The organism is Actinomyces oris (assembly GCF_006546825.1).
GTDB classification, from domain to species: domain Bacteria; phylum Actinomycetota; class Actinomycetes; order Actinomycetales; family Actinomycetaceae; genus Actinomyces; species Actinomyces oris.
This window is the reverse complement of the sequence record NZ_VICC01000001.1, coordinates 294,177-316,850: the sequence shown is the minus strand read 5'-3', so window position 1 is coordinate 316,850 and position 22,674 is coordinate 294,177. Positions and strand designations below refer to the sequence as shown.

The following is a 22,674-nucleotide window of genomic DNA, read 5'->3' as shown; positions in this document are numbered from 1 at the left end:
GTGTTGCATGGCACGTCGTCGGCCCACCGTCTCGGCTTTCAGGCCCACCCGGTTGTCCGGTAATGTGGCGAACTGGCTGCGCCGTCGGGAGGATGGACCTCTGTCCACCGGATGGTGCGCCGCACGCATCACCCTCCTGTCACGGAAGGACCGTGACCGCCACAGACCAGAGGAGGTGGGTACCAAGCATGCGTCACTACGAGATCATGATCATCCTCGACCCCGAGACGGACGAGCGCACCGCCAACGCGACGCTCGAGAAGCTGCTGCAGGTCGTTCCCAGCAACGGGGGCACCGTGGACAAGGTCGACATCTGGGGCAAGCGCCGGCTGGCCTACGACATCAAGAAGAAGTCCGAGGGCTTCTACGCCGTCGTGGACATGACCACCACGCCCGAGATCGCCCAGGAGCTTGACCGCCAGCTCGGCCTCAACGAGACCGTTCTGCGCACCAAGCTGCTGCGTCCCGAGGCCTGAGCCTCTACCGGGAACGGAGACAACGCCATGGCCGGAGACACCATCATCACCATCATCGGGAACCTCACCGCGGACCCCGAGATGCGCTTCACGCCCTCCGGGGCAGCGGTGGCCTCCTTCACGGTCGCCTCCACGCCGCGCACCTTCGACCGCCAGGCCGGCGAGTGGAAGGACGGGGAGACCCTGTTCATGCGCTGCTCGATCTGGCGCGACGCCGCGGAGAACGTGGCCGAGTCGCTGACCAAGGGCACGCGCGTCATCGTCCAGGGACGGCTGGTCCAGCGCTCCTACACCACCCGTGAGGGCGAGAACCGCACGGTGGTGGAGATGCAGGTCGATGAGATCGGCCCCTCCCTGCGCTACGCCAAGGCCCAGGTCACCCGCCAGCCGCGCGGCGGCGGCCAGGGTGGTGGCTTCGGCGGCGGTCAGGGCGGCCCTCAGGGCGGAGGCTTCGGCGGCAACCAGGGCGGTCAGGGCGGATACAACCAGGGCGGCCCCCAGCAGGGCGGCTACAACGGCGGTGGCGGCTTCGGCGGCCAGGGCCAGTCCGGGTACAACGCCCCTGCCGGCGGCGCCGCGGACGACCCGTGGGCCACGGGCGGCTCCACCTCCTTCGGTGACGAGCCCCCGTTCTAAAGCCGCGACGTCGTCGTCCCGTTCCCTCTCACACAACACTTTTCATCTCGTAGAGCGCTCAGGCGCTCAGACCAAGGAGTACCACCATGGCGAAGCCCCAACTTCGCAAGCCGAAGAAGAAGGTCAGCCCCGTCAAGGCCATCAAGGTCGGCACCATCGACTACAAGGACACCGCCACGCTGCGGAAGTTCATCTCCGACCGCGGCAAGATCCGCGCCCGTCGCGTCACCGGCGTCTCCGTCCAGGAGCAGCGCAAGATCGCCAAGGCCGTGAAGAACGCCCGCGAGATGGCTCTGCTGCCCTACTCGAGCTCGGCTCGCTGATCGGAGGCACGCGCAATGACCACCAAGCTCATCCTCACGCACGACGTCTCCCACCTCGGCTCCGCCGGCGAGGTCGTGGAGGTCAAGGACGGCTACGCCCGTAACTACCTCCTGCCCCGCAAGCTGGCCACCCCGTGGACCAAGGGCGCCCAGCGCCAGATCGACCAGATGGCCGAGGCGCGCCGCAAGCGCTCCATCGAGTCCCTCGAGCACGCCCAGACCGCTCGCGCCTGGCTGCAGGAGAACGTCGTGACCGTCTCCGCCACCGCCGGTGACAACGGCCGCCTCTTCGGCGCCATTACCACCGCGACCCTGGCCGACGCCGTTAAGGCCGCCGGCGGCCCCGCCGTCGACCGCCGCAAGATCCAGGTCGTGCCGCCGATCAAGTCGACCGGCCGTCACAGCGCCTCCGTGCGCCTGCACGCTGACGTCGTGGCCCCCCTCGAGGTCAACGTCGTTCCCGCGCGCTGAGCGCCGGGCATCCTTCCGCCGTTGGGCCGGGTCCTCCCCGTGGGGGCTCCGGCCCGACGGCGTCGTCGTGGGTCGTGCAGGGTCGTGCCGGCTGTCCGGATCGTAGGGTAGGTTGCGAGGTCGTACCCTTAACCCTCGATCTCGAGGCATAAGGCACGACAGCGCGGTCGGGAGCCGGCAGTCATCTCCACAGGTCCGCCACGGGGCGCGCGCTGCGGGCGACGGTGGTGGGGAAGAGGGTCAGGAGCCGGTCGCGCAGCAGGTCGAGGTGTGTGAAGTCCGCCCAGATGAAGCGCTCGATGCGCCAGCCCATGCGAGTCAGGGCGTCCTGGCGCTGTTTCTCCTGCCACAGGTCCTCGGGGGTCTTGTACTTGATCCGCCCGTCGAACTCCGCCAGTACCCGGTACTCCGGCCAGGCCTCATCGGGGAAGTAGAGGCGGGAGTGGTGGACGTCCGTGATCGCCATCTGAATGCGCGGAGCCGGCAGGCCCAGGGCGCGCACCAACCAGTGCAGCAGCGACTCGCCCGGTGATTCGGTGAAGGCTGAGGCCATGGCGACGACGGCACGTGCGCGCCGCGCCCCGGCACGCGGGCCCTGCGCCGCAATGGTGGCTTGGAGCTGATGCCGGGCAGCCTCGACTCGGCGGCTCGACTGGGAGTACTGGTATCGCGATGGACGGGCGATAGCGCGGAGCGCCGACTCGACCACGCACACCGAGTCGTGGGCGGGAAGGTCAAAGGCGCAGTCAACCGCGGTCCGTCCCAAGGTGCTCACAGGCAGGCCCGAGACGGTGGTGATGTCCTTCTGCGGCAGCGTCAGGTGTCGTCGTCGCAGGTAGGCGAGGCGCTGTGCTCCCGGCGGGAGGGGGAGCTCCTGGTGGGGATGGTGCGGACTTGAGGGGACGACGACGCTGACGTCCGGCTCACGTTCCCGCAACCACAGACCGTGAACGAGTGCGGCCGACTCGTGGCTCAGGCAGCGCGCGGACGTGACCTGAAGGCAGGCGGCCGCGCAACGAGCCAGACTGAGACGCGCGCCGGCCTCCCAACGGGGCAGGTCCTGAGCGCCGATATCCCCATAGACACCACGAAGGAGCCTGACGGGGTTGCGCATGGCGGCCGGCGGGCCGGCGGACGCGACAACGGGAGGCAGTTGAGGCGGTTCGGGATAGGGCTCCATGTCGCAAGCGTGATGGGCGAGCGGATGAGCTGGCTACTGCAGTGTCGGAGCCCTGTGGATGCAGCAGGGAACGGACAGCACTGTGGCCACGGGGTGACGGCCTCGTGCTGGCTGCCCGGATCGTAGGGTAGGTCGCGAAGTCGTACCCTTAACCCTCGACCTCGAGGTATAGGGCACGACCGCGCGGGGCGAGGGGCCGGAGGGGCCGGGCGTGCGGGGCCGATCAGTGGCGCCAGGCGGTGCCGCGCGAGCGCAGATAGGTAGTGGATCCTCGGGCGGCCATGAAGACCCAGGCGAAGGCGATCCACAGCAGCACCAGGCCCGACGTCGCCCCGCCAGCCCCTGGCAGCACGCCGCCTCCGATGAGCAGCGCGAGCGGCACATAGGGCACCAGCGTCACCAGGCCCGCCCGGGCCAGGTAGCGGCCGTCGCCGGCGCCCATGAGCACGCCGTCGAGCAGGAAGACGACCCCGGCGAGTGGCTGCGCGCTCGCCGCGACCAGGAGCGTCGGGGTGGCGGCCGCGATGACGCCCGGGTCGGAGGTGAAAGCGCGGGGTAGCCAGGCGGCGCCCGCCGCCATGAGTACGCCGATAAGGACCCCCGTCCCGGCGCCCCAGGCCAGCATCCGCTTCAGGAGCTCGTCAATGGACCAGCCGGCTGTCGCCGCAGCAGCCCCGGCCTCCTCCTCGGTGAGGGCCTCAGCCTCCGGTGCGGCCGAGTCCGCGTCCGCCCTCTGGGCCTGTCCCAGGGCGGTGCCGATGAGGGCCTGCGCCGCCACGGCCAGCGCATCCAGCGCGAAGGCCGCAAAGGTCCACAGGGCGTTGACGACCTGGTGGGCGGCCAGCGACACCTCCCCGAGCGCGGTTGCCGCCCACACGGTCACCAGGATCGCCGCCCGCAGGCTCAGTGAACGGATGAGCAGGGGCGTCCCACTGCCCAGGGAGGCCCGCAGGCCCTGGCGGTGGGGGAGCAGACCCACGCCGGCCGCCCGGGCCGCCCGGGCGATCGGACCAGCCAGCGCCAGCGCCATGGCCGTCTGCGCGATCGCGGTGCCGGCGCCCGAGCCCACGATCCCCATTCCGACGCCGTAGAGCAGGATCGCGTTGACGACGACGTTGAAGACCGCCCCGGCCGTGGCCACGACGAAGGGCGTGCGCGTGTCCAACAGACCGCGCAGCACGCCAGTGGCGGCCAGGACGACGAACATTCCTGGCAACCCCGGGCAGGAGGCGCGCAGGTAGGCGATGGCCGCCTGAGCCACCGCGCCGTCGGCGCCCATCGCAGCGGTCAGCCAGGGGGCGGTCAGTCCCAGGAAGGCGCCCGCGCCCAGCCCCAGCAGGAGTGCCAGCCACATGCCGTCGACGCCGGCCCGCAGGCCCTCGGTGCGCCGGCCGGCCCCGAACAGCCGCGCCGTCGTCGCCGTGGTGGCGTAGGCCAGGAAGACGAACAGGCCCACCGTCGTCGTCAGGATCGTCGAGGCCAGGGACAGGCCCGCCAGGCTCACCGCGCCGAGGTGGCCGACCATGGCCGAGTCCGCCAGGACGAAGAGCGGCTCGGCGATGAGAGCTCCCAGAGCGGGGACGGCCAGGGACAGGACCTGACGGTTGAGGCCGGAGGAGGCGGGGCGACTGGTGTTGGGCACGGGCCCATTGTGGACCAGGGGTCCGCGCCGGAGCATCAGCGCCTCGGCGGTCCCCGGGCGGCACCGCGCGGAGAGGGAAGGGCGTGTGGCCGCTACCGCGGAGCGCTCGAGGGTAGGGGCCGGGTGCCGGCTCCGAGCACGGAGGGAGACTGTCCGGGGAGGTCCTCACGGCCAGGTTGAGGATGAGGTTGAGGTGAGGTCGCGGCGGTGGAGCCTGGGCGTGACCGAGGCTACGGATCGCCGGGATTGTCCTGGGGGATCACACAACTATTCGAGCTCCAGGAAAGTACTAGAAGGCTGAATATTTGCTGAGGATATGCCTGATGAAGCCGATGTTCGGCCGAGATGGCGGGGGTTGGGGATAACTGGAACGGACCACCCTGTAGGGGAGTCACAAACGGTGCGGACCTCAAGTCGAAGATGATGTTTGTCCACAGGTTTACCCACTTGTCCACAGATCACATTGTGATGTCGTGGGAAGAACCTATAGGAAGCCTGAACTCTAGGATTCCTGGTATACCAAGGAAAAGTCGCCTTCCTGTGGGGGAGTCGCCACCAGTGCGCACATCCGTGTCCACAGCCTGCCCACCTCTGTCCCCAGGCTCTGGGGGTCTTCCCACAGCGGCGGTGCCGATATCCCCAAGACGGGTGAACTTGAGAGTTTGCGGGGCCTGCCCGATGGCGTTATGGTCACGCGCGCGCTCCACGCGGGCGAGCGTCTTCCTGACGCGGCGGGCCGCCGTCGGGAGCAGTAGGACGAGCCGGGACCAACCGGCGTGACAGTGCGGGAGGTGGCCGATGGACAACGGCATGGGCGCTCAGGCCGGCTCGGGCAGCGCCGACGGCGGAAGCGTCCGCACCGACAGCTCCGCCTTCGACCGCCTCCCGCCCCAGGACCTCGAGGCCGAGATGGCCACGCTCGGTGGCATGCTCCTGAGCAAGGAGGCCATCACCGACGTCATCGACGTCCTGCGCGGCCCGGAGTTCTACCGCTCGGCCCACGAGTCGATCTTCGACGCGATCGTCGAGGTCTACAACCGCTCCGAGCCCGCCGACCCGCTCATCGTCGCCGACGAGCTCTCCAAGCGCGGCGAGCTCGAACGCATCGGCGGCGCCCCCTACCTGGCCACCCTCATGGCCACCGTCCCCACCGCCGCCAACGCCGGCTACTACGCCCGCATCGTCAAGGACAAGGCGCTCATGCGCGGCCTGGTCCAGGCCGGCACCCGCATCACCCAGCTCGGATACTCCACCGACGCCGGCGACATCGCCGAGCTCGTCACGCTGGCCGAGGCCGAGGTCTACTCGGTGGCCCACCACGAGGGGGAGAAGGAGGACTACGTTGCCGTCTCCGAGCTCCTGGGCGAGGCCAACCTGGAGATCGAGGCCGCCCAGAACCGCGACAACGGGGCGCTGACCGGGGTGCCGACCGGCTTCATCGAGCTCGATGAGCTCACCGGCGGGCTCCACCCCGGCCAGATGATTATCGTGGCTGCGCGCCCCGCCATGGGAAAGTCCACGCTCGCCGTGGACTTCTGCCGCTCGGCGTCGATCCACCACGGGATCACCAGCTGCTACTTCTCCCTGGAGATGGGGCGCATGGAGCTCATGATGCGCATCCTGGCCGCCGAGTCCAGCGTCGACATGAACAAGCTGCGCGGCTCGCGCCAGATGGAGGACCGCGACTGGACCGACGTCGCCGTGGCCTACAACCCCGTTTCCAACGCGCCGCTGTTCATCGACGACTCGCCCAACCTCACCATGCCGGAGATCCGCTCCAAGGCGCTGCGCATGAAGCAGCAGCACAACCTGGGGCTCATGGTCATCGACTACCTCCAGCTCATGAGCTCGGGCAAGCGCGTCGAGTCGCGCCAGCAGGAGGTCTCCGAGTTCTCCCGCTCCCTCAAGCTGCTGGCCAAGGAGCTGGAGATCCCGGTGATCGCCGTCGCCCAGCTCAACCGCGGTCCCGAGCAGCGCACCGGCAACAAGCCCCAGATGAGCGACCTGCGCGAGTCCGGGTCACTGGAGCAGGACGCGGACATCATCGTCCTGCTGCACCGCCCGGAGTACTACAACAACGAGGAGCGCCCCGGCGAGGCCGACATCATCGTGGCCAAGCACCGTAACGGGCAGACCCGCACCATCCCCGTGGCCTTCCAGGGGCACGTCTCGCGCTTCGCCAACATGGCGCGCGACGTCACCCCCGAGCCCGCCTACGAGTAGGCCGGCCCGGCAGGGGACGGGGCCGGGAGGCGGACCGTGCGCAGGCGCAGGACGCCCACGGCCCAGCTCGCCGCGGTCAGCAGGACGGTCATGGCGGCGCCGTGCGCCAGCCCGCGGCGGAGGTAGTCGGCGGTCTCGGGCCCCAGGTTCTCCACAACGACGCTCGCGAGCTCCCGGGTCGACCACAGCGGCAGCACTCGGGTCCAGCCCTCGGAAGGATCCACCAGTACCTGCACCGCCATGACTGACAGCAGCAGGAGCGCGCCTTCCAGGTCCCGTGGAACCAGGGCGGCGGCCAGGGAACCCAGGGGAGTGGCCACGGTAGCGGTCAGCAGCAGCATGACCGGTACCGCGCCGGGGTGGGTGAGCTCATCGCCGATCGTGGCCAGGACGAGGCCGCTGTAGAGCAGGCCGAGGATCCACCCGAGCTCGAGCACCGCGAGGTATCGGCCCAGCAGCAGGCTTGCGGGTCGAGCCCCGCTGACAGCGAGGCGGCGGTCCACTGAGCGGGACGAGACCTGCGTGAACAGCGCCAGCGTCGCCGTCGCCCAGCCCAGGCCGATCGACAGGAGCCGGATCGCGGTCCAGTGCGTCTCCAGGCGCACCAGGTAGAAGGTCAGCGGCAGGAGGATTGCCAGCGCGAGTGCGCCGCGCCGTCGGGCGAGCTCACGCAGGGTGACGAGCGCGACCAGGCCCGTGGTCGCCACCATCGACCGGAACCGGACGCCCTCGGTGCGGCCCCACTCGGACTCCGGTTTGGACTGGTCAGGCGAGGTGCTCATGCCGACTCCTTTCGTAGCGTCCGTCGGGGCATTCGATGGATTGTCCGGCCAGCTTCCTCCTGCGGGGCCGGCAGCTCGACGACGCGGTCGACCAAGTCGACGTCGCGCAGCAGGTGGGTGACCAGCAGGACGCCTGCTCCCGAGGCGCGCCAGGCCGAGATGAGGGCCCACAGGTCTTCGTAGGCCAGGGCGTCCAGGCCCTGGTAGGGCTCATCCAGCAGGAGCAGGTCGGGCGCGTTGAGCTGGGCAAGAGCGACGTTGAGCTTCTGCTGGGTCCCGCCCGAGAGCGTCCCGGCGGTCTGGTCTCCGCGGGCGGTCCAGCCCAGGCGGGTGAGGAGACGGCGGCCGGTCGAGATGGAGCGGCCTTGCCGGATCCCGCGCGCCGCCCCGAAGAGCCGGAGGTGCTCGTCGACCGTCAGCAGCGGCGCCAAGGAGTCGAGCTGAGGCGCGTAGCCGAAGTTCGGCGTCCTCTCGATGCTCCCACCGCTTGCACGCAACAGGCCCGCGGAGAGCTGAAGCAGGGTCGACTTGCCGGCGCCGTTGGCCCCGACGACGGCGACGACCTCGCCCCGGTGGATGGTGAGGTTGATTCCGGACAGGACCGTACGCCTGCCGCGGCGTGCGGAGACGTCCGTCAGGCGCAGGACCACGGGGGTTGCGGGCGGAGTCTTGGCAGATGTGGTGCCGAGGTCAGCAGTGGTGTGGAGTGACGAGCTGTGCGGGGCTGGGGTGGGTGCGTCGGCCTGGTAGTCCCGTAGTGCAGAGGCGACCTCGCGGGCGTAGAGGACTGCCGGTCCGTACAGGTTGCCGGGCGGCACCCCGGCCGTCTCGGCCTCCGCCCGGGTCGAGGCAGCCGTGCGCTCGACCTCGGAGGCCGGCAGACCGCGGGAGGCGAGCTCTATCGCGAAGTTTCGGTACCACTCGGCCGTTGTGTTCTGTGCTGGGTTCCTGGCTTCCTCGGGCCGGCTCATGAGGGGGCCTCCGTGCGTACCCTGCGGCCCTCGATGAGAGTGCCGACCGCCGTGGAGAAGGTGCGCCACTCGGCCCGTCGTGCGGCGAGCTCGGTGTGTCCGGCGTCCGTCAGCTCGTAGTACTTGCGGGCGGGCCCGGAGGTGGAGGGGCGCCAGGAGACCGCGACGAGGCCGCGCTTCTCCAGGCGCATGAGAGCCGGGTAGAGCGTGCCGCCGGGTACCTCATCCAATCCGGCGGCGGCGAGCCGCTGCGCCAGGGACAGCCCGTAGTCGGCGTGCTCGGCCAGCAGTGAGAGTAGACAGGGTTCCAGGAATCCGCGCAGGAGGCGCGACGCTGAAGAGTCCATGGTTTATAGACTACCTAGTTACTAGGTTGTCTATCTACTGGACTGGTGTGCCGGTTCCCAGAGGCTGATCTGTCACGGATTGCGACTTTTAGGTGCGTCGGTGCTGCGTCGCGTCGGTGGGCCTGGGGCATCTGCGCAGGTCAGGCCGGTGCGGATGGGTTGGTGGCCGCGGCGGTCCGCCTGAAAAGTCGCCATCCGTGACAGATCTGAGCGTAGATGACGCACATCCGCCGCCGACGGACTGACAACCGTCGGCGGCGGATGGTGAAGCGGGAGGATCGGTGGGGAACCGAGGGGTGCCTCAGCGGTGCGGCTCAGGCCTGTCGGTACTCGCCCTGGTAGACGTAGAGAAAGGGCATGTTGCCGCGCAGGCCGTGCCGGATGGAGGAGGAGACGACCTCCTTGGCGGTGACGGCGGCCTCAAGCGGGGAGGCGCCCTTGGCGAGCTCGGCGGTCACCGCGGCGGCCAGGGTGCAGCCGGCGCCGTGGACGCGCTCGGTGCCCACGGCCTCAACCTCGAGGACCTCCAGGGTGGTGCCGTCATAGAAGACGTCCAGCGCGGTGCCGGTGCCCAGCGACGGGCCGGCCTTGGCCAGGACATTGGGGACGCCCTGGTCGTGGATGCGCTTGGCGGCCTCCTTGAGCTGTTCGACGGTGGTGATCTCCTCCATGCCCGCCAGCGTGGCGGCCTCGAAGAGGTTCGGGGTGGTCATCGTGGCGCGCGGCAGGATCTTGGTGCGCAGGGCGTTGTCCACCTCGAGCGCGCCCCCGAACTCCTGGCCCTTGCAGATGAGGACCGGGTCGAGCACCACGGCGGGGAAGTCGTAGGTCTCCAGGGCCTGCTCGACGACATCGATGGTGGGCGCCGTGCCCAGCATGCCGATCTTGACGGCGTCGATACGCGCGTGGACGGCGGCACAGGTCTCGATCTGGTCGGCGATGACGCCGGGCTCCACCGGAACGAAGCGGTGGTTCCACCCGTCCTTGGGGTCCATGGACACGATGCAGGTCAGGGCCGTGCAACCGTAGACGCCGAGGGTGTGGAAGGTCTTGAGGTCGGTCTGGGCGCCGGCGCCGCCCGAGGCCTCGGAGCCGGCGATGGTCAGGGCGATGGCAGTCATGGGTCAAGCCTGCACCGGTCGGGGCGCACGAGCCAAGCCGGGCCGGTCGCATGGAACCGGCCCGGCTCGGCGGGCGCGCTGTGAGTGGCGACGAGCTCAGGCGTTGGCGATGGTCCAGCGGTGGCCGCGGTGCGCGTCTTTCTCGGCCTCGTCCACCAGGGCGACGGCGAAGTCGGCCACGGAGATCTCACTGCCCGCGGGCTGGTCGCCGCCCTCGGTGTAGGTGCCGGTGCGCGGCTTGTCGGTGAACTCCGGGGCGGGGGAGAGGAAGGTCCAGGTCAGGGCGCTGCCGGCCTCGCGATAGAGGTCGAGGACCTCGGTGAAGGCCAGGGCCTCGGGCTTGTACTCCTCGGGGAACCCGGGGGTGTCCACCAGACGGGTGCCGTCGGGCGTGAGCAGGGAGCCGGCGCCGCCGACGACGATGATCCGGCCGGTGGGGGCAGCCGCGATGAGAGCGCGGTGGGCGTCAATGACGGGCTGGGCAGGCTCTCCGCGGCCGGCGGAGACCGCGATGACGGTGGCGTCGGAGCCGTTGACGAGGTCGACGACGGCCTGCGTGTCGGTCAGGGTGAGGGTGACGTCCTGCGCGGCTCCCTCGGCGTGACGGCCCGAGCGCGAGGCGGAGACGACCTCGTGGCCGCGGCCGGCGGCCTCGGTGACAGTGGCCGAGCCGACCATGCCGGTTCCTCCGATGATGGCGAGCTTCATGACTTCCTCCAGGTAGATGGGGTGCTGGTCCGAGGTGGGCGCGCCGGGTACCGGCGACCTCCCGATGACTTGATGGTATGGTTAAGGTACAAAGTACCTCAAAGTAACTAAAGGAGTGTGTCGTGTCACGGACGGAGGGGCTGATGGCTGAGCGGCGGGAGGCGGCACGAGGCGGCGTCAGCAGTGCGAGGAGCGCCGTCGCCGCTCGCGGCATCGACACTGCGTGTGTGGAAGGCGCGATGGAGCTGTCCTCAGGCGAGTCAGGAGAGGCGGCTACTCGGGAGAGCGCCCCATGCTGCGAGGTTCCCGCCGCGGAGGGAACTCAGGCGCCGGTCTTCGACTTCGACATCCTCTCGCCCGCCTGCCCGTCGCGCACGGTGCTGCGCCACGTCGTCGACCGCTGGACCCCGCTGGTGGTGATGGTTCTGGCCGACGGGCCGAGCCGCTTCGGGGAGCTGCGCTCGCGGGTCGGCGGAGTGACGCCCAAAGTCCTCACCCAGACGCTGCGATCCATGGAGCGCGACGGCCTGGTGACGCGCACCCAGCTGCCGGGCGTGCCGCCACGGGTCGACTACGAGCTGACCGACCTGGGCCGCAGCCTCCAGGCACCCATCGACGCGCTGCGCACCTGGATCCACACCCACTCAGCCCAGATCCTGGCCCACCGCGAGTCCTACGACGCCGTCGGATCCTGACGCCCCGGCGCGCCCGGGACGTGAGCACGCTTGTTTCCGCGGCTGTTTCTGCGGCCGGGGACATTCTGCGCGGCCGGGTGCCGTCCCGGTCGGCCGGGGACGTGCCGCGCGTTCGGGGACAGGATTCCGGTCCCCGACGGCGTCGAACGCCCCCGCCCGGAACAACACGCCCCCGGCCGCGCGCCATGTCCCCGTCGGTGGTGGGCTCGCGGGCTCAGGCGGCCGGCGCCGTGGGCTCGGGAGGCCGGGACCGTGGGCTCAGGCGGCCGGCGCCGCGGGTTCAGGAGGTGGGGCCGCGCCCGGCGGCGCCTGTTGGTGCCCGTCGGGGGGCCGACTGAACGGCCGACCGTGTGACTGACCTCGCCGTCGCCTCGCCGATGGCCGCCCCGGCCGACGGGACGATGAGGAAATGAGTACCGCGCCGCCGCCGAATCGGGGACCATAGATCTATGAGCGCCGCCACGTCCCTCCCGCCATCCCTCAACGACATCGTCTTCCACGTCCTGGACCCGCTTGAGGCCGTGGAGCGGGACATCTTGCTCACGCGCGCGGAGGCCTGGTACCCGGACCTCCTCGACGGGCTCACCACCCTCTACGGCGACGCCGCCGAGGAGGAGGCACTCAACCTGCTGGCCCTGGCCGCCCGGGCCTACGCGGAGCGCGACTACGAGCTGCGCCGCCTGGACCTGGCCCGCACCCTCGACCCCGCCTGGGTCCAGCACCCGGGCCGCGTCGGATACGCCGCCTACACCGAGCGCTTCGCCGGCACTCTGCGCGGCGTGGAGGACCGCATCGGCTACCTGCGCGAGCTGGGCGTCACCTACCTCCACCTCATGCCCCTGCTCACCCCGCGCCCCGGTGACTCCGACGGCGGCTACGCGGTCGCCGACTACCGCACCGTGCGCCCGGACCTAGGCACCATGGAGGACCTCGAGCACCTGGCCGGCGAGCTGCGCGCCGAGGGCATCTCCCTGGTGGTGGACCTCGTTCTCAACCACGTGGCCGCCGAGCACGAGTGGGCGGTGCGGGCCCGCGCCGGCGAGCAGCGCTACCGCGACTACTTCCTCATCTTCCCTGACCGCACCGAGCCCGACGCCTACGAGCGCACCCTGCCGGAGGTCTTCCCCGACTTCGCTCCCGGCAACTTCACCTGGGACGACGGCGTGGGCGGCTGGGTGTGGACCACCTTCAACTCCTTCCAGTGGGACCTCAACTGGCGCAACCCCCACGTCATGGCCGAGTTCGCCGGCATCGTTCTGGACCTGGCCAACCGCGGCGTCGAGGTGCTGCGCCTGGACGCCATCGCCTTCACCATCAAGCGCAAGGGCACCGACTGCCAGGGCCAGCCCGAGGTCCACGCCATCACCGAGGTCCTGCGCGCCCTGACCCGCATCGCCTGCCCCGCCGTCGACCTCAAGGCCGAGGCGATCGTCGCCCCCACCGAGCTCCTCCAGTACCTCGGCCAGGGCAAGTACACCGGCAAGGTCTCCGACCTGGCCTACCACAACTCCCTCATGGTCCAGATCTGGTCCATGCTCGCCGCGCGCGACACGACGCTCGCCGTCGAGGCCCTCCAGAACCTGCCGGTCGAGCCCTCCACCGCCACCTGGATCACCTACCTGCGCTGCCACGACGACATCGGCTGGGCCATCGACGACGACGACGCGGCCGCCGTCGGCCTGAGCGGCTACGACCACCGGTCCTTCCTCTCCGACTGGTACAGCGGCGAGTACCCCACCTCCGACGCCGCGGGCCTGGTCTTCCAGCACAACCCGGCCACCGGGGACCGGCGCATTGCCGGGACGGCCGCCTCACTCATCGGGATCGAGGCCGCCACCGAAGCCTGGGAGGGCGTCACCGACGAGACCCCCGAGCACAAGGCCGAGGCGCTGTGGACCTGGCGCGAGGAGCGGATCCACGCCCTGCGCATGGCCCACGCCATCGTCTACGGCTGGGGCGGCATCCCCGTCCTGTGGAGCGGGGACGAGCTCGCCCAGCCCAACGACCCCAACTGGGACACCGAGCCGGGCCACGAGGCCGACTCGCGCTGGGCCGGTCGCCCCCGACTCGACGAGGGCCGGCTGGCCAACCGCCGCGACCGCTCCACCGTCGAGGGGCGCGTCTTCACCGACCTGGCGCACATGGCGCAGGTGCGCGCCGGCCTGCCCCAGCTCGACGCCGTCGTGCGCACCCAGGTCCAGGACGTCGACGACCCCGGGGTGCTGGTGACCTACCGCGACCACCCTCGCGGCAGCTTCGTGGGCGTGTACAACGTGACGCCGCAGTGGCGCTCGGTGGCCGCCGACCAGCTCGCCCGGCTCGGGGTCATGGGGGCCACCGACGTCCTGACCGACACGGTCCCCTTCGGCTCCACCACGCTGGACGGGGCGGGGGACGGACGCGTGCCCGTGCCGCCCTACGCCGCCTGGTGGCTGGTGCGCCCCACGGACTGAGACGGACGAAGGTCCCGGCACGGAGTTGGGCCCCGGGCGGTGGGCGTGCATCATTATGGGCGTGACCCGCCGTAGCCTGCCCACCTCGTCAAACGCCCCCGATTCCGCAGCCGCTTCTGCGACCACGGCGGTCACTGAGCCATCCGATGTCGCCCGGGAGACCGCGCTCGTCTCTGCGGCACTGGACTCGGCCACGCCCGCCGCCCTCCTGGCCGGGGCCATCGACGTCGAGCAGGCGCCCCGCCCGCTGAGCGTCTTCGACCTCATGCGCATCGGCATCGGCCCCTCCTCCTCCCACACCGTGGGCCCCATGCGGGCCGGCCGCGCCTTCAGTCGGGCCCTGGCCGAGGCGGTCCGCCCAGGCGGCGCGGGGGCGTCCGACGGCGAGTGCGCCTCCCCGGCCCCCGGCTCCGGCCTGCCGCAGCCCAGCCGCGTCACCGTCGAGCTCTACGGATCGCTGGGCGCCACCGGCCGCGGGCACGCCACCGACCGCGCCGCCGTCATGGGCCTGGCCGGCTACGAGCCCGAGACGGTCCCCGCCGTCGTGTGCGAGTCCCTCATGGAGGAGGTTGAGGCCGCCGGCGAGCTGGTGGTCGACGGTGTCGGCCCCGTCCCCTTCAGCCCGAGCGCCGACATCCACTTCCTGCCCGGGCGGGTCCTGCCCTACCACGTCAACGGCATGACCCTGACCGCCTACTGCGCCAGCGGCGCCGAGATTCTGCGCCGCACCTACTACTCCGTGGGCGGCGGCTTCGTCATGGAGGACGTCGGCACTCCCGGTGCGCCGTCGATCCAGGCCTTGGCGACCGCCTCCGCCAGTCAGGCCCACGCCACCCCTGCGCCCTTCCCCTTCACCACCTCGGCCGCGATGCTGTCGATCTGCGAGCGCGAGGGCCTGAGCGTCTCCGACGTCGTCCTGGCCAACGAGCTCTCCGCCCGCAGCCGGGAGGAGGTCATCGCCTACCTGGACCGTCTGCGCGCCACGATGCGGGCCTGCATCGAGGCCGGCATGAACGCCGAGGGCATCCTGCCCGGCGGGCTCGGGGTGCGCCGCCGCGCCAAGGCCCTCCACGAGCGGCTGTGCGCCCAGTCGAGTGGCCCGGCCGCCGCCTTCACCATGGCCGACCCCCTGCGCGGCATGGACTGGGTGGACCTGTTCGCGCTCGCGGTCAACGAGGAGAACGCCGCCGGGCGCCGCGTCGTCACCGCCCCCACGAACGGTGCGGCGGGCATCGTCCCGGCGGTCCTGGCCTACTACGAGCGCTTCATTCCCGGGGCCGACGACGACGGCGCCCGCCGCTTCCTGCTGGCCGCCACTGCCGTGGGCGGGCTCATCAAGACCAATGCCTCGATCGCGGGGGCCGAGGTGGGCTGCCAGGGGGAGGTCGGGTCGGCCTCCTCGATGGCGGCCGCCGGCCTGGCCGAGGCCCTGGGCGGGACGCCCGCCCAGGTGGAGAACGCCGCCGAGATCGCCATGGAGCACAACCTGGGGCTCACCTGCGACCCCGTGGGCGGACTCGTCCAGATCCCCTGCATCGAGCGCAACGCGGTGGCCGCCGTCAAGGCCATCAATGCCGCCCGCATGGCCCTGTGGGGTGAGGGCCGGCACGCCGTCAGCCTCGACACCGTCATCGAGACGATGCGCCAGACCGGCGAGGACATGCTCGCCAAGTACAAGGAGACCTCCCGCGGCGGCCTGGCCGTCAACGTCGTGGAGTGCTGAGTTTCCGTGCGGTTCACTTCAAGTCGATAGACCGGCGCAGTCTTTTAGCATCCTCTGTTCTCCCGAGTCGTTCGAGCGTACTTGCTGCCTTATTTACTTCCATCTTTGCGTCGCCCATTTTTTGGCGGTTTGGCTTGATTTGACTATCGTTAAAAAAATCGCCAACTAAAGACTTTTCCGCAAAGTCAGAATCTACCCATTGATCCTTAGAGACCACTTCCTTCCACAGTATAACCGTACTAAATTCGAATAGCGACCCGAAACCCCGGCTTTCAAATTCTTCATGCCAGTCATAGGTGACAGGTCGAGTCAAAACTTCAAAGAGCCACACAAGCGATTCCTCAGAACGCACCTTATCAAAAGTGTCTGAAGTTGTAGAAAAACTTGAAACGACTTCCTTAGTTTGTTCGAAGTTGATCTTTTGAGTGCCGAATATTTCCTGAGTTTCTGGATCGAGCCCCTCAAAACACTCATCAGTACTTCCACTAGAATCCTCTGAAATAACACTGTACAAGCACTTTAGAAGTTCCTCGTTTTCTGAGATCGAGAATGTAGGTATTTGAAACAGTATCAAAAATAGGTATGCAACTTGAAATTCTTTAGAGGTGTTCTGTAGGAGAGCCTTTTTTGCTTCAACTGGAAGATCTGTTTTTTCGATAACTTTTTGTTGGCTTACAGATAGCATAAGGTTACGCCATAATTTATCGTTATCGTCAACAGGGGAAGCTCCAGGAATGAGGCAAGGTATCGTGCCTGATATGTCGCCGAATAATTTAAGGTCAGCAGTAATTGCATCAATAAGTTGCCTTGCTGCGTATTCCTTAGTTTCTTGGTGAGTGATACTGTTGATGGATGTAATCAGACTGCTCACCTCGTTTGCCGTCGGCTTAATCCGACCGTTACAAATTCCTTCTGAAATTTTGTGATGAACGAATGCAGGTATTAGTTCTGCCCCTTCTGTTTGTGGCGGCTCCGCTCCTAGACTGAATTCTGTGAGTTCGACTCCACTCTCTTTACTGAGTGCGGCGCTATCTGCACCCGCTTTTGCAGCGATCATCTTATATTTTAAGTCGGTGTCATGGATTAACTCAAACAACATCGGTTGCATGATCGATGAACTGGGATCAAGGAGTTTTTCGATAAGCGCCTTTTGGCGACCATAAATAAATCTACACGTCGACTTAAGTGTTTTCTTGGAGGGTGCATTTGATATGATATCACTGACAGGTCGGAGATTGCCTAAAGTAAGGAGTTTGTATCTGCAGCGGTCGCTGCTGTCTATTTCGGCATATTCTTTCAAGTATTCTTTATGTTTGCGAGTTGTATAACCCGGATCTCCTCGCCGGAGTTCGATTATTTCTGCAACTAGGTCAGACCACATTCTACATTGGTACAATTCAATTTGCGACACTACACTTTCCCGGTGTAGTTCCGTCACGTCAAACACTCTTAAGGAGTTAATAAGATTCCAGGCAAGAAGTGATGCAACTGTAGAGAATACCCCCCACCACAGTCGCGTGACATACTGTGTCAGTGTAGGGAATTCGAAAGCTAGTACTGGAAAAATGAACAGTAAGATAATCTCAGATCTAAATATGTTTCCCGAAATTATGTGATTATGGGGTGATTGCAGCGCTAAAAAATACTTAATATTTATACCTAAATATGTGTCATCTTTTGTTTTTCTGGAGATATTTGATAATTGATTTGTTGCAAACGTAAGCAGCGCAAACAGTCCGACTGTGTTTGTTAGCATTGTTCGAATAGCAATTTTATCACAATACTTTGGTGTGATATTAGGGAATATTAATATTGCTGCGGATGCGATAATGGAGGCGATGAGCATCGAAATGTTTGGGTGTTTTGTTATGAATTCTGCGAATTTTTTGGATACTTTTCGGAGTTTGATAGCGATAAAGGTGCTGATTCTTCCGGACATGATAGACGGTTCCTTAACGATTCTACGAGTTTCTGAAATTGATCACCGAATGATAACATACTTTATGTAATATGGGTGAATCTTGGTAACCGACAGGATCAAGGGTGGGGGGCCGCAGCGCTGCGCTGCGGCCCCCCACCTTCAGTGCCCAGCCCGGGTCAGCTGCTCTGGGCGGTACTCGACTGGCTGTTCTGGTTGCCGGACTGCTGCCCGCCACCGGGCTGCTGGCCCTGGCCCCCGCCGCCCTGACCGCCCTGGCCTCCCTGACCACCGGCGCCACCACCCATGGGGCCGCCCATCCCGGCCGACAGCGCCGAGGCCGTCCCCGTGGCCGAGCCGCCCGACGACGTCGCCACCGTGTACTGCTGGCCCTCGGTGAGCCCCAGCACCGTAATCGCCTCCGCCGTGAAGTCCACCTTGAGCGAGGCCACCTGCGACCCGGAAGCATCCGTGACGGTCAGCGTGTCACCCGCGCTGACCGACGGAGAGCCCGTCACCCCCACGAGCTGGCTCTCGCCGTTGGCGTCCACCGAGCCGTCCATCGCGCCGGCCTGCCCCGAGACCACCACGATCCCGCCCTTGACGTAGGCCGATCCGTTGGAGTCGATACCGTCGGAGGAGGCGTAGGAGACCTCCACCTCGCCGCCGCTGATCGTCAGCACCGAGCCGTCGTCGGACTCGGAGTCGGCATTTTCGTGCCCCTCGATGACGTGGTCGCCGTTGGAGGCGTTGATGCCGTCGTCGCCCGCCGCGATGGACAGCTCCCCGCCGGCCACGTTGATGAACGCCGCCTGCAGCCCCTCATCGGCCGCATTGACAGTGACCTTCCCGGAATCCTGCGTATAGCTCACCCCGGCGTTGATGCCCTTGGGCGAAGGCGTCGAGGAGTCCGCCGTCGACTCCTGCCCGGGCGGGGCCTGCTCCTCAACAGTGGCGTTCGCCTGGCCGCCGCCGGCCGTGATCGTCAGGGTCGTGTCCTTGACGGTGACGTCCGTGGTCGCCGAGATCGCGTCGTCGGTGGAGGTCAGCGTGATGCTCGCCTTGCCCAGGGAGATGAAGCCCTTCGTCTCATCGTTGCCCTCACTGGACTTCAGGGCGTCGCCCCCGGCCTCGACCGTCAGCGTCCCGGACTCCACCACCAGGTAGTCCTTGCCGCGCAGGCCGTCGTCGGCGGCCTTGACCTTGATGGTGGTGTTCCCGGTGATGATGAGGCCGTTCTTGGAGGAGATGCCGTCCTTGTAGGAGCCGGTCACGTCCAGCTGGCCGGTCCCGGTGACGGTGAGGGTGTCGGAGGAGAACAGGGCGGCGGTGGCCTCCTGCCCCGAGGCGTAGCTCGCGCCGTCGGTCAGCGTGTTCTTGGAGTCCTTGGCCAGGACCACGATCGCGTTGCCGGCGTCCTGGATGTCGATGGCCGGCCCGTCCGAGCTCGTGATGCTCCCGCCCTTGAGGACCAGGCGCACGTCCGCCTTGGGGGCGTTGACGACGATCCGCCCGTTGCTGAGCTCGCCGCTGATGACGTAGGTGCCACCGCCGCTGATGGTGACGGTGCCCCCGTCGACCTTCACGTTGCTCGACGCCGACCCGCTGGCCGAGGCCGACGATCCCGAGAGCGTGATCGTGGTGGCCGACGACGTGTCCGGGGTGCCGGCGTCGTCCGCGGAGCTCGAGGCGTTCTCCACCGAGGCGTTCGCGCCCAGGATGTCGGAGACGCTCGCGCCGGTCGACGCCGTAGCGACCGAGGAGGAGATCGTCGTCCACGTCGTGTCCGACTCACTTGAGCTCGAGGCGCTGGCGTTGCCGGAGGCCGAGGAGGTCGAGCAACCGGCCGCCAGGGCGATCGCGGCCAGGAACGCGACGGCTCCGGTCGCACGACGGCGGAGTCGGTGGAGGGGCTTGGTCGTCTTGGTGGTCTTCATGGTGTCTGGGCCTCTTCTTCTCGGGTTCTTCTCTGGTCCGGTGTCGGATCGTGGGTGGTCTAGGTGCGGCGCTCAGGCGGCGCTCGCGGTGGCGCGGGTGGCGCCGATGCTCTCCAGGTTGGAGCGGTCGGTGCCGAACAGGTCGGCGAGCTCGTGGGTCAGGGTCCGGTACCACCGGTTGGCGGGCAGCTCGGGGTGGAGCAGCGCCATGCCTGTGGCGTACTTCGAGATGCGGGCGGGGCGGTGTCCGGCGTCCCACAGGGCCCGGTCCGCAGGTGAGGGTGTGGCCGGGTTCTTCGTCTCGACGACGGCGACGCCCGCCACCGCCACCGGCTCGCCGTCGTCGATGGCCGCGGTCAGATGGGCCGGGCGCAGGGCCTGCGGGGCCCCGGCGACTCCGGCGGTCCTCGTGCGGACCCCCGGTGTCAGGCGCCGCCAGGTCAGGGACGTGTCGATGGTGGCCCGGGCCTCGGAGCGCGGCAGGTGAAGGGTGGTGCGCTCATAGGTGGTGGCCAGCACCGGCCGCAGCGCGGCGGCGACATCCCGGGCAGCAGCCGGACCGGAGACCCCCGTGCTCGCCAGGCAGGCGGCCACGAAGGCGCGGCCCGAGCCGGTCAGGCGGGAGGCGTCGTCGGGGTGGTATCCCAGGCGCCGCTTGACGGTGGTGCCGCGCGCGCCGCGGGTCTTGACCTCCAGGAAGCACAGGCCGGAATCCAGGTAGGTGCGGGTGCGCACCTTGAAGCGCCGACGCCGCTTGCGGGCCGTGAGCATGAAGGCCTCCAGCCCCGGGGTGTCGAAGTAGGTCGAGGCGTAGGAGAAGCGGCGCCTCCCGTCGATCTCCAGGACCCGGGCCTCGGAGGTGAGGCCGCCCACGAGCTCCTGCGCACGCTCCAGCGGCACCAGGTACTTGCGGTCCACCCGGGTGAGCAGGCCCGCGGCGTCGTTGAGCTCGGCGAGACTGGTTGTGGCCAGGTGATCGGCGTTCAGGGAGCCCGACGTCGGAGCCTGAGACCCTGCGAAGGAAGCTGCCGGGGAGGTGCTCACGGTTGCCGTTGAGGTCACCGTCGAGATCGTCGTCCTGGTCATCATCGGGCTCCTTGTCTGTTCTGGTCTGTCCTGTCGGCTTCGTCCGGGGCAACGCTCAGCGCAAGGCCACGGCCGTGGCCGGGGCTGCCTGACCGCTGGGGCGTGTGACGTACTGGGTGGCCGGCGCCACGGTGAGGGGCTGGGTCTCGACGGGCTCAGGGCGGGAGCCGGCCTGCGCGGCGTTCAGGCGCCTGCCGCTCCAGGGCTGGGCGGTCTGCGCCTCGCGGGCGACGGCACCGGTCGGCTCGGTGGCAGGCTGCGCGGCAGGGGCGACGTCGTCGAAGGCTGTAGCGATCTCAAGCTCAGCGGGAGTGTGGCGCGGCAGCCGGAAGCGGACGTCAACGGTGGTGGTGTCGTCGACCAGGTCGAGGCGCTGGACCTCCACCGAGCGGACCTGCCCGCCCAGGGTGCGCTCCAGGTGGGCGATGAGAGCGGTCTCGTTGGTGATGGCATGGTCGAGGACGATCACCTGGTGACGGTTGCGGCGCATGAGTGCCGGGTGGTCGCCGACCCACAGGGCGGCGACGACGGTGCCCATGAGGGCCGCCACCATCCCGATGGGTGCGGTCTGGATGCCGCCGAGCAGGCCCAGGGCCAGGGCCGCGAAGAAGTAGGCGACCTCGTGCTGGGCCAGCTCGGTGGAGCGCAGGCGGATGATGGACAGGACCCCGAAGAGCCCCAGGCCCAGGCCGGCCGCGACGCTCGCCGTCGATAGCAGCAGGGTGACGGCCAGGACGCCCACGTTGACGCCGATATAGGCGGCCATGAGGTCCTTGCGCGAGTGGCGCGGGGCGTAGAGGGCCCCGACCAGGACGGCGAGGGCGATCAGATCAGCGGCGATGTAGGTCAGAGTGGTCAGGCTCATCGGGAGGCTCCTGTCGGGTCAATCGGACCGGTGACGGAGCCTGGTCACGGGGTGGGCGGCAGGGGAGCGCCCTCAGCGCGCCGCGGCGTTGTGCGGCTCCGTCCGGTGAGAAACAGTCAACGGGCGCATTCCATGAGCGCGCTGTGAACAGGGCATGGGGGAGGCATGACTTACCGCGCCGCGGCATGAGGCGGCCAACAGCGCCCCCACAGGCGGGCGGTGCCCGGAACCTGTGGAGGCGCTGGTTGGGGGTGGGGCGGAAGCGTGAGGGCCGCTGCTCAGGCCGCGAGCTGGCGCGACTGGACCTGACGCCAGTAGCGCCCCAGGTTCCGCTTGATGGTGCGGTTCCACCGGTTAGTGGGCAGTTTCCCGTGCAACAGGGCCATGCCGGTGGCGTACTTCGAGATGCGGGCCGGCCGGTGCCCCTGGTGCCACAGGAGGCGGTCCGTGGGGGAGGCCGTGGAGGGGTTCTTCGTCTCGACGACGTTGAGGTGGCCCACGGAGACACCCCGTTCGAGGCGCTTGCCGTCAGGGCCGAACAGGTCCCAGGTGAGCTGGGTGTCGAAGGTGGCGCGGGCCTCGTCGTGGGGCAGGTGCAGGGTGGTGCGGCTGTAGGTGGAGTCCATGACCGGGACGAGGGCATCGGCGATCGTGCGCGCCTCGTCGGGGGTGCAGGTGCCGGACTCCACGAGGCGCTCGATGACGAACAGGTGACCGTCGGGCGTGATGCGGTCGGCGTCGTCGGGGTCGTACTTGAAGCGGTCCTTGACCGTGGCCTCGCGCGACCCGTTGGTCTTGACCTCCAGGAAGCACAGGCCGGAGTCCAGGTAGGTGCGGGTGCGGATCTTGTAACGCCGACGGCGCTTGCGGGCCGTGAGCATGAAGGCCTCCAGCCCCGGGGTGTCGAAGTAGGTCGAGGCGTAGCGGAAGTGGCGCAGGCCGTCGATCTGGAGGACCCGGGCCCGCGGGGCCAGGTGGCTGATGACGTGCTGGGTGTCGCCCGGGGGCACTAGGTACTTGCGGTCCATGCGAGTCAGGAGACTTGCCTCGGAGTTGAGCTCGGTGAGGGTGATCGTGTTGATGCCGTTGGTGTTCAGCACGGTGCAGTCCTTTCCGG

General features: G+C 68.1%; 20 protein-coding genes. 8 read left to right on the top strand and 12 right to left on the bottom strand.

What is annotated here, in order from left to right:
* Positions 1–188 precede the first annotated feature (188 nt).
* The 4 genes from rpsF (at position 189) to rplI (ending at position 1,906) form a co-directional block, all read left to right on the top strand.
* Positions 189–476: a 30S ribosomal protein S6 gene (gene rpsF / locus FK267_RS01385; RefSeq protein ID WP_003788455.1), complete on the top strand. Its 288-nt coding sequence runs from the start codon at positions 189–191 to the stop codon at positions 474–476.
* Between the two features lie 27 nt (positions 477–503).
* The gene (locus FK267_RS01380; RefSeq protein WP_075378105.1) at positions 504–1,112 is read left to right on the top strand and encodes a single-stranded DNA-binding protein; all 609 of its coding nucleotides are present in this window, start codon (positions 504–506) and stop codon (positions 1,110–1,112) included.
* An 86-nt stretch (positions 1,113–1,198) separates the two neighbouring features.
* Positions 1,199–1,435, top strand: a complete 237-nt coding sequence (rpsR, locus tag FK267_RS01375) for a 30S ribosomal protein S18 (protein ID WP_003783656.1) — start codon at positions 1,199–1,201, stop codon at positions 1,433–1,435.
* Positions 1,436–1,450: 15 nt separating this feature from the next.
* Entirely contained in the window at positions 1,451–1,906 is a 456-nt protein-coding gene (gene rplI / locus FK267_RS01370; RefSeq protein ID WP_003788450.1) for a 50S ribosomal protein L9, read from the top strand.
* 181 nt (positions 1,907–2,087) lie between these two features.
* On the opposite strand, the gene FK267_RS01365 is transcribed toward rplI, so the two are convergent.
* Together FK267_RS01365 and FK267_RS01360 are read right to left on the bottom strand one after the other, a co-directional pair.
* Positions 2,088–3,086 (bottom strand): hypothetical protein, encoded by a 999-nt coding sequence (locus FK267_RS01365; RefSeq protein WP_232622470.1) that lies wholly within the window; start codon positions 3,084–3,086, stop codon positions 2,088–2,090.
* Between the two features lie 223 nt (positions 3,087–3,309).
* Entirely contained in the window at positions 3,310–4,764 is a 1,455-nt protein-coding gene (locus FK267_RS01360) for an MATE family efflux transporter (RefSeq protein WP_141405912.1), read from the bottom strand.
* 762 nt (positions 4,765–5,526) lie between these two features.
* On the opposite strand from FK267_RS01360, the gene dnaB reads away from it, so the two are divergent.
* Positions 5,527–6,951, top strand: coding sequence for a replicative DNA helicase (gene dnaB / locus FK267_RS01355; protein WP_141405910.1), 1,425 nt, complete (start codon positions 5,527–5,529; stop codon positions 6,949–6,951).
* Here the strand turns inward: dnaB and FK267_RS01350 are convergent.
* From FK267_RS01350 to FK267_RS01330, 5 genes are all read right to left on the bottom strand, one after another.
* The gene (locus FK267_RS01350; RefSeq protein WP_141405908.1) at positions 6,942–7,733 is read right to left on the bottom strand and encodes an ABC transporter permease; all 792 of its coding nucleotides are present in this window, start codon (positions 7,731–7,733) and stop codon (positions 6,942–6,944) included. The two genes, dnaB and FK267_RS01350, sit on opposite strands and share 10 nt — an antisense overlap.
* On the bottom strand, positions 7,730–8,704 hold the full coding sequence (locus FK267_RS01345; protein WP_141405906.1) for an ABC transporter ATP-binding protein: 975 nt from the start codon (positions 8,702–8,704) through the stop codon (positions 7,730–7,732). Before FK267_RS01345 ends, FK267_RS01350 begins: the two co-directional genes overlap by 4 nt.
* Positions 8,701–9,051 (bottom strand): PadR family transcriptional regulator, encoded by a 351-nt coding sequence (locus FK267_RS01340; RefSeq protein ID WP_141405905.1) that lies wholly within the window; start codon positions 9,049–9,051, stop codon positions 8,701–8,703. Before FK267_RS01340 ends, FK267_RS01345 begins: the two co-directional genes overlap by 4 nt.
* A gap of 314 nt (positions 9,052–9,365) precedes the next feature.
* Positions 9,366–10,172 carry a bifunctional hydroxymethylpyrimidine kinase/phosphomethylpyrimidine kinase gene (thiD, locus tag FK267_RS01335; protein WP_141405904.1) on the bottom strand — a complete coding sequence of 269 codons (807 nt, stop codon included), beginning with the start codon at positions 10,170–10,172 and terminating at the stop codon, positions 9,366–9,368.
* A 96-nt stretch (positions 10,173–10,268) separates the two neighbouring features.
* Positions 10,269–10,880, bottom strand: a complete 612-nt coding sequence (locus FK267_RS01330) for an NAD(P)-dependent oxidoreductase (RefSeq protein WP_141405903.1) — start codon at positions 10,878–10,880, stop codon at positions 10,269–10,271.
* 122 nt (positions 10,881–11,002) lie between these two features.
* On the opposite strand from FK267_RS01330, the gene FK267_RS01325 reads away from it, so the two are divergent.
* The 3 genes from FK267_RS01325 to FK267_RS01315 all read left to right on the top strand — a co-directional run bounded on the left by FK267_RS01325 (position 11,003) and on the right by FK267_RS01315 (position 15,751).
* Complete coding sequence (locus tag FK267_RS01325) at positions 11,003–11,575, top strand: winged helix-turn-helix transcriptional regulator (protein WP_232622469.1); 573 nt, start codon at positions 11,003–11,005, stop codon at positions 11,573–11,575.
* A gap of 449 nt (positions 11,576–12,024) precedes the next feature.
* Complete coding sequence (locus FK267_RS01320) at positions 12,025–14,028, top strand: alpha-amylase family protein (protein ID WP_141405902.1); 2,004 nt, start codon at positions 12,025–12,027, stop codon at positions 14,026–14,028.
* Positions 14,029–14,089: 61 nt separating this feature from the next.
* A complete protein-coding gene (locus FK267_RS01315; RefSeq protein WP_141405901.1) occupies positions 14,090–15,751 on the top strand; it encodes an L-serine ammonia-lyase in 1,662 nt (553 codons plus the stop codon).
* Positions 15,752–15,764: 13 nt separating this feature from the next.
* Here FK267_RS01315 and FK267_RS01310 read toward each other — a convergent pair whose 3' ends face one another.
* The 5 genes from FK267_RS01310 to FK267_RS01290 all read right to left on the bottom strand — a co-directional run bounded on the left by FK267_RS01310 (position 15,765) and on the right by FK267_RS01290 (position 22,657).
* Entirely contained in the window at positions 15,765–17,690 is a 1,926-nt protein-coding gene (locus FK267_RS01310; RefSeq protein ID WP_141405900.1) for a hypothetical protein, read from the bottom strand.
* Between the two features lie 158 nt (positions 17,691–17,848).
* Complete coding sequence (locus tag FK267_RS01305) at positions 17,849–19,606, bottom strand: carbohydrate-binding domain-containing protein (RefSeq protein WP_141405899.1); 1,758 nt, start codon at positions 19,604–19,606, stop codon at positions 17,849–17,851.
* Between the two features lie 72 nt (positions 19,607–19,678).
* Positions 19,679–20,695, bottom strand: coding sequence for a polyphosphate polymerase domain-containing protein (locus FK267_RS01300; protein ID WP_141405898.1), 1,017 nt, complete (start codon positions 20,693–20,695; stop codon positions 19,679–19,681).
* A 52-nt stretch (positions 20,696–20,747) separates the two neighbouring features.
* The gene (locus FK267_RS01295) at positions 20,748–21,557 is read right to left on the bottom strand and encodes a DUF4956 domain-containing protein (protein ID WP_075374172.1); all 810 of its coding nucleotides are present in this window, start codon (positions 21,555–21,557) and stop codon (positions 20,748–20,750) included.
* A 278-nt stretch (positions 21,558–21,835) separates the two neighbouring features.
* Complete coding sequence (locus FK267_RS01290; RefSeq protein WP_141405897.1) at positions 21,836–22,657, bottom strand: polyphosphate polymerase domain-containing protein; 822 nt, start codon at positions 22,655–22,657, stop codon at positions 21,836–21,838.
* Positions 22,658–22,674 lie beyond the last annotated feature (17 nt).

Excerpts from the sequence above, each read along its gene's own strand:
- FK267_RS01365 (WP_232622470.1), bottom strand. The coding sequence starts at position 3,086 with ATGGAGCCCTATCCCGAACCGCCTCAACTGCCTCCCGTTGTCGCGTCC.
- rplI (WP_003788450.1), top strand. The coding sequence starts at position 1,451 with ATGACCACCAAGCTCATCCTCACGCACGACGTCTCCCACCTCGGCTCC.
- FK267_RS01345 (WP_141405906.1), bottom strand. The coding sequence starts at position 8,704 with ATGAGCCGGCCCGAGGAAGCCAGGAACCCAGCACAGAACACAACGGCC.
- thiD (WP_141405904.1), bottom strand. The coding sequence starts at position 10,172 with ATGACTGCCATCGCCCTGACCATCGCCGGCTCCGAGGCCTCGGGCGGC.
- dnaB (WP_141405910.1), top strand. The coding sequence starts at position 5,527 with ATGGACAACGGCATGGGCGCTCAGGCCGGCTCGGGCAGCGCCGACGGC.
- FK267_RS01320 (WP_141405902.1), top strand. The coding sequence starts at position 12,025 with ATGAGCGCCGCCACGTCCCTCCCGCCATCCCTCAACGACATCGTCTTC.
- FK267_RS01330 (WP_141405903.1), bottom strand. The coding sequence starts at position 10,880 with ATGAAGCTCGCCATCATCGGAGGAACCGGCATGGTCGGCTCGGCCACT.
- FK267_RS01295 (WP_075374172.1), bottom strand. The coding sequence starts at position 21,557 with ATGAGCCTGACCACTCTGACCTACATCGCCGCTGATCTGATCGCCCTC.
- FK267_RS01300 (WP_141405898.1), bottom strand. The coding sequence starts at position 20,695 with ATGATGACCAGGACGACGATCTCGACGGTGACCTCAACGGCAACCGTG.
- rpsF (WP_003788455.1), top strand. The coding sequence starts at position 189 with ATGCGTCACTACGAGATCATGATCATCCTCGACCCCGAGACGGACGAG.
- FK267_RS01310 (WP_141405900.1), bottom strand. The coding sequence starts at position 17,690 with ATGTCCGGAAGAATCAGCACCTTTATCGCTATCAAACTCCGAAAAGTA.
- rpsR (WP_003783656.1), top strand. The coding sequence starts at position 1,199 with ATGGCGAAGCCCCAACTTCGCAAGCCGAAGAAGAAGGTCAGCCCCGTC.
- FK267_RS01350 (WP_141405908.1), bottom strand. The coding sequence starts at position 7,733 with ATGAGCACCTCGCCTGACCAGTCCAAACCGGAGTCCGAGTGGGGCCGC.
- FK267_RS01340 (WP_141405905.1), bottom strand. The coding sequence starts at position 9,051 with ATGGACTCTTCAGCGTCGCGCCTCCTGCGCGGATTCCTGGAACCCTGT.
- FK267_RS01305 (WP_141405899.1), bottom strand. The coding sequence starts at position 19,606 with ATGAAGACCACCAAGACGACCAAGCCCCTCCACCGACTCCGCCGTCGT.
- FK267_RS01380 (WP_075378105.1), top strand. The coding sequence starts at position 504 with ATGGCCGGAGACACCATCATCACCATCATCGGGAACCTCACCGCGGAC.
- FK267_RS01360 (WP_141405912.1), bottom strand. The coding sequence starts at position 4,764 with ATGCTCCGGCGCGGACCCCTGGTCCACAATGGGCCCGTGCCCAACACC.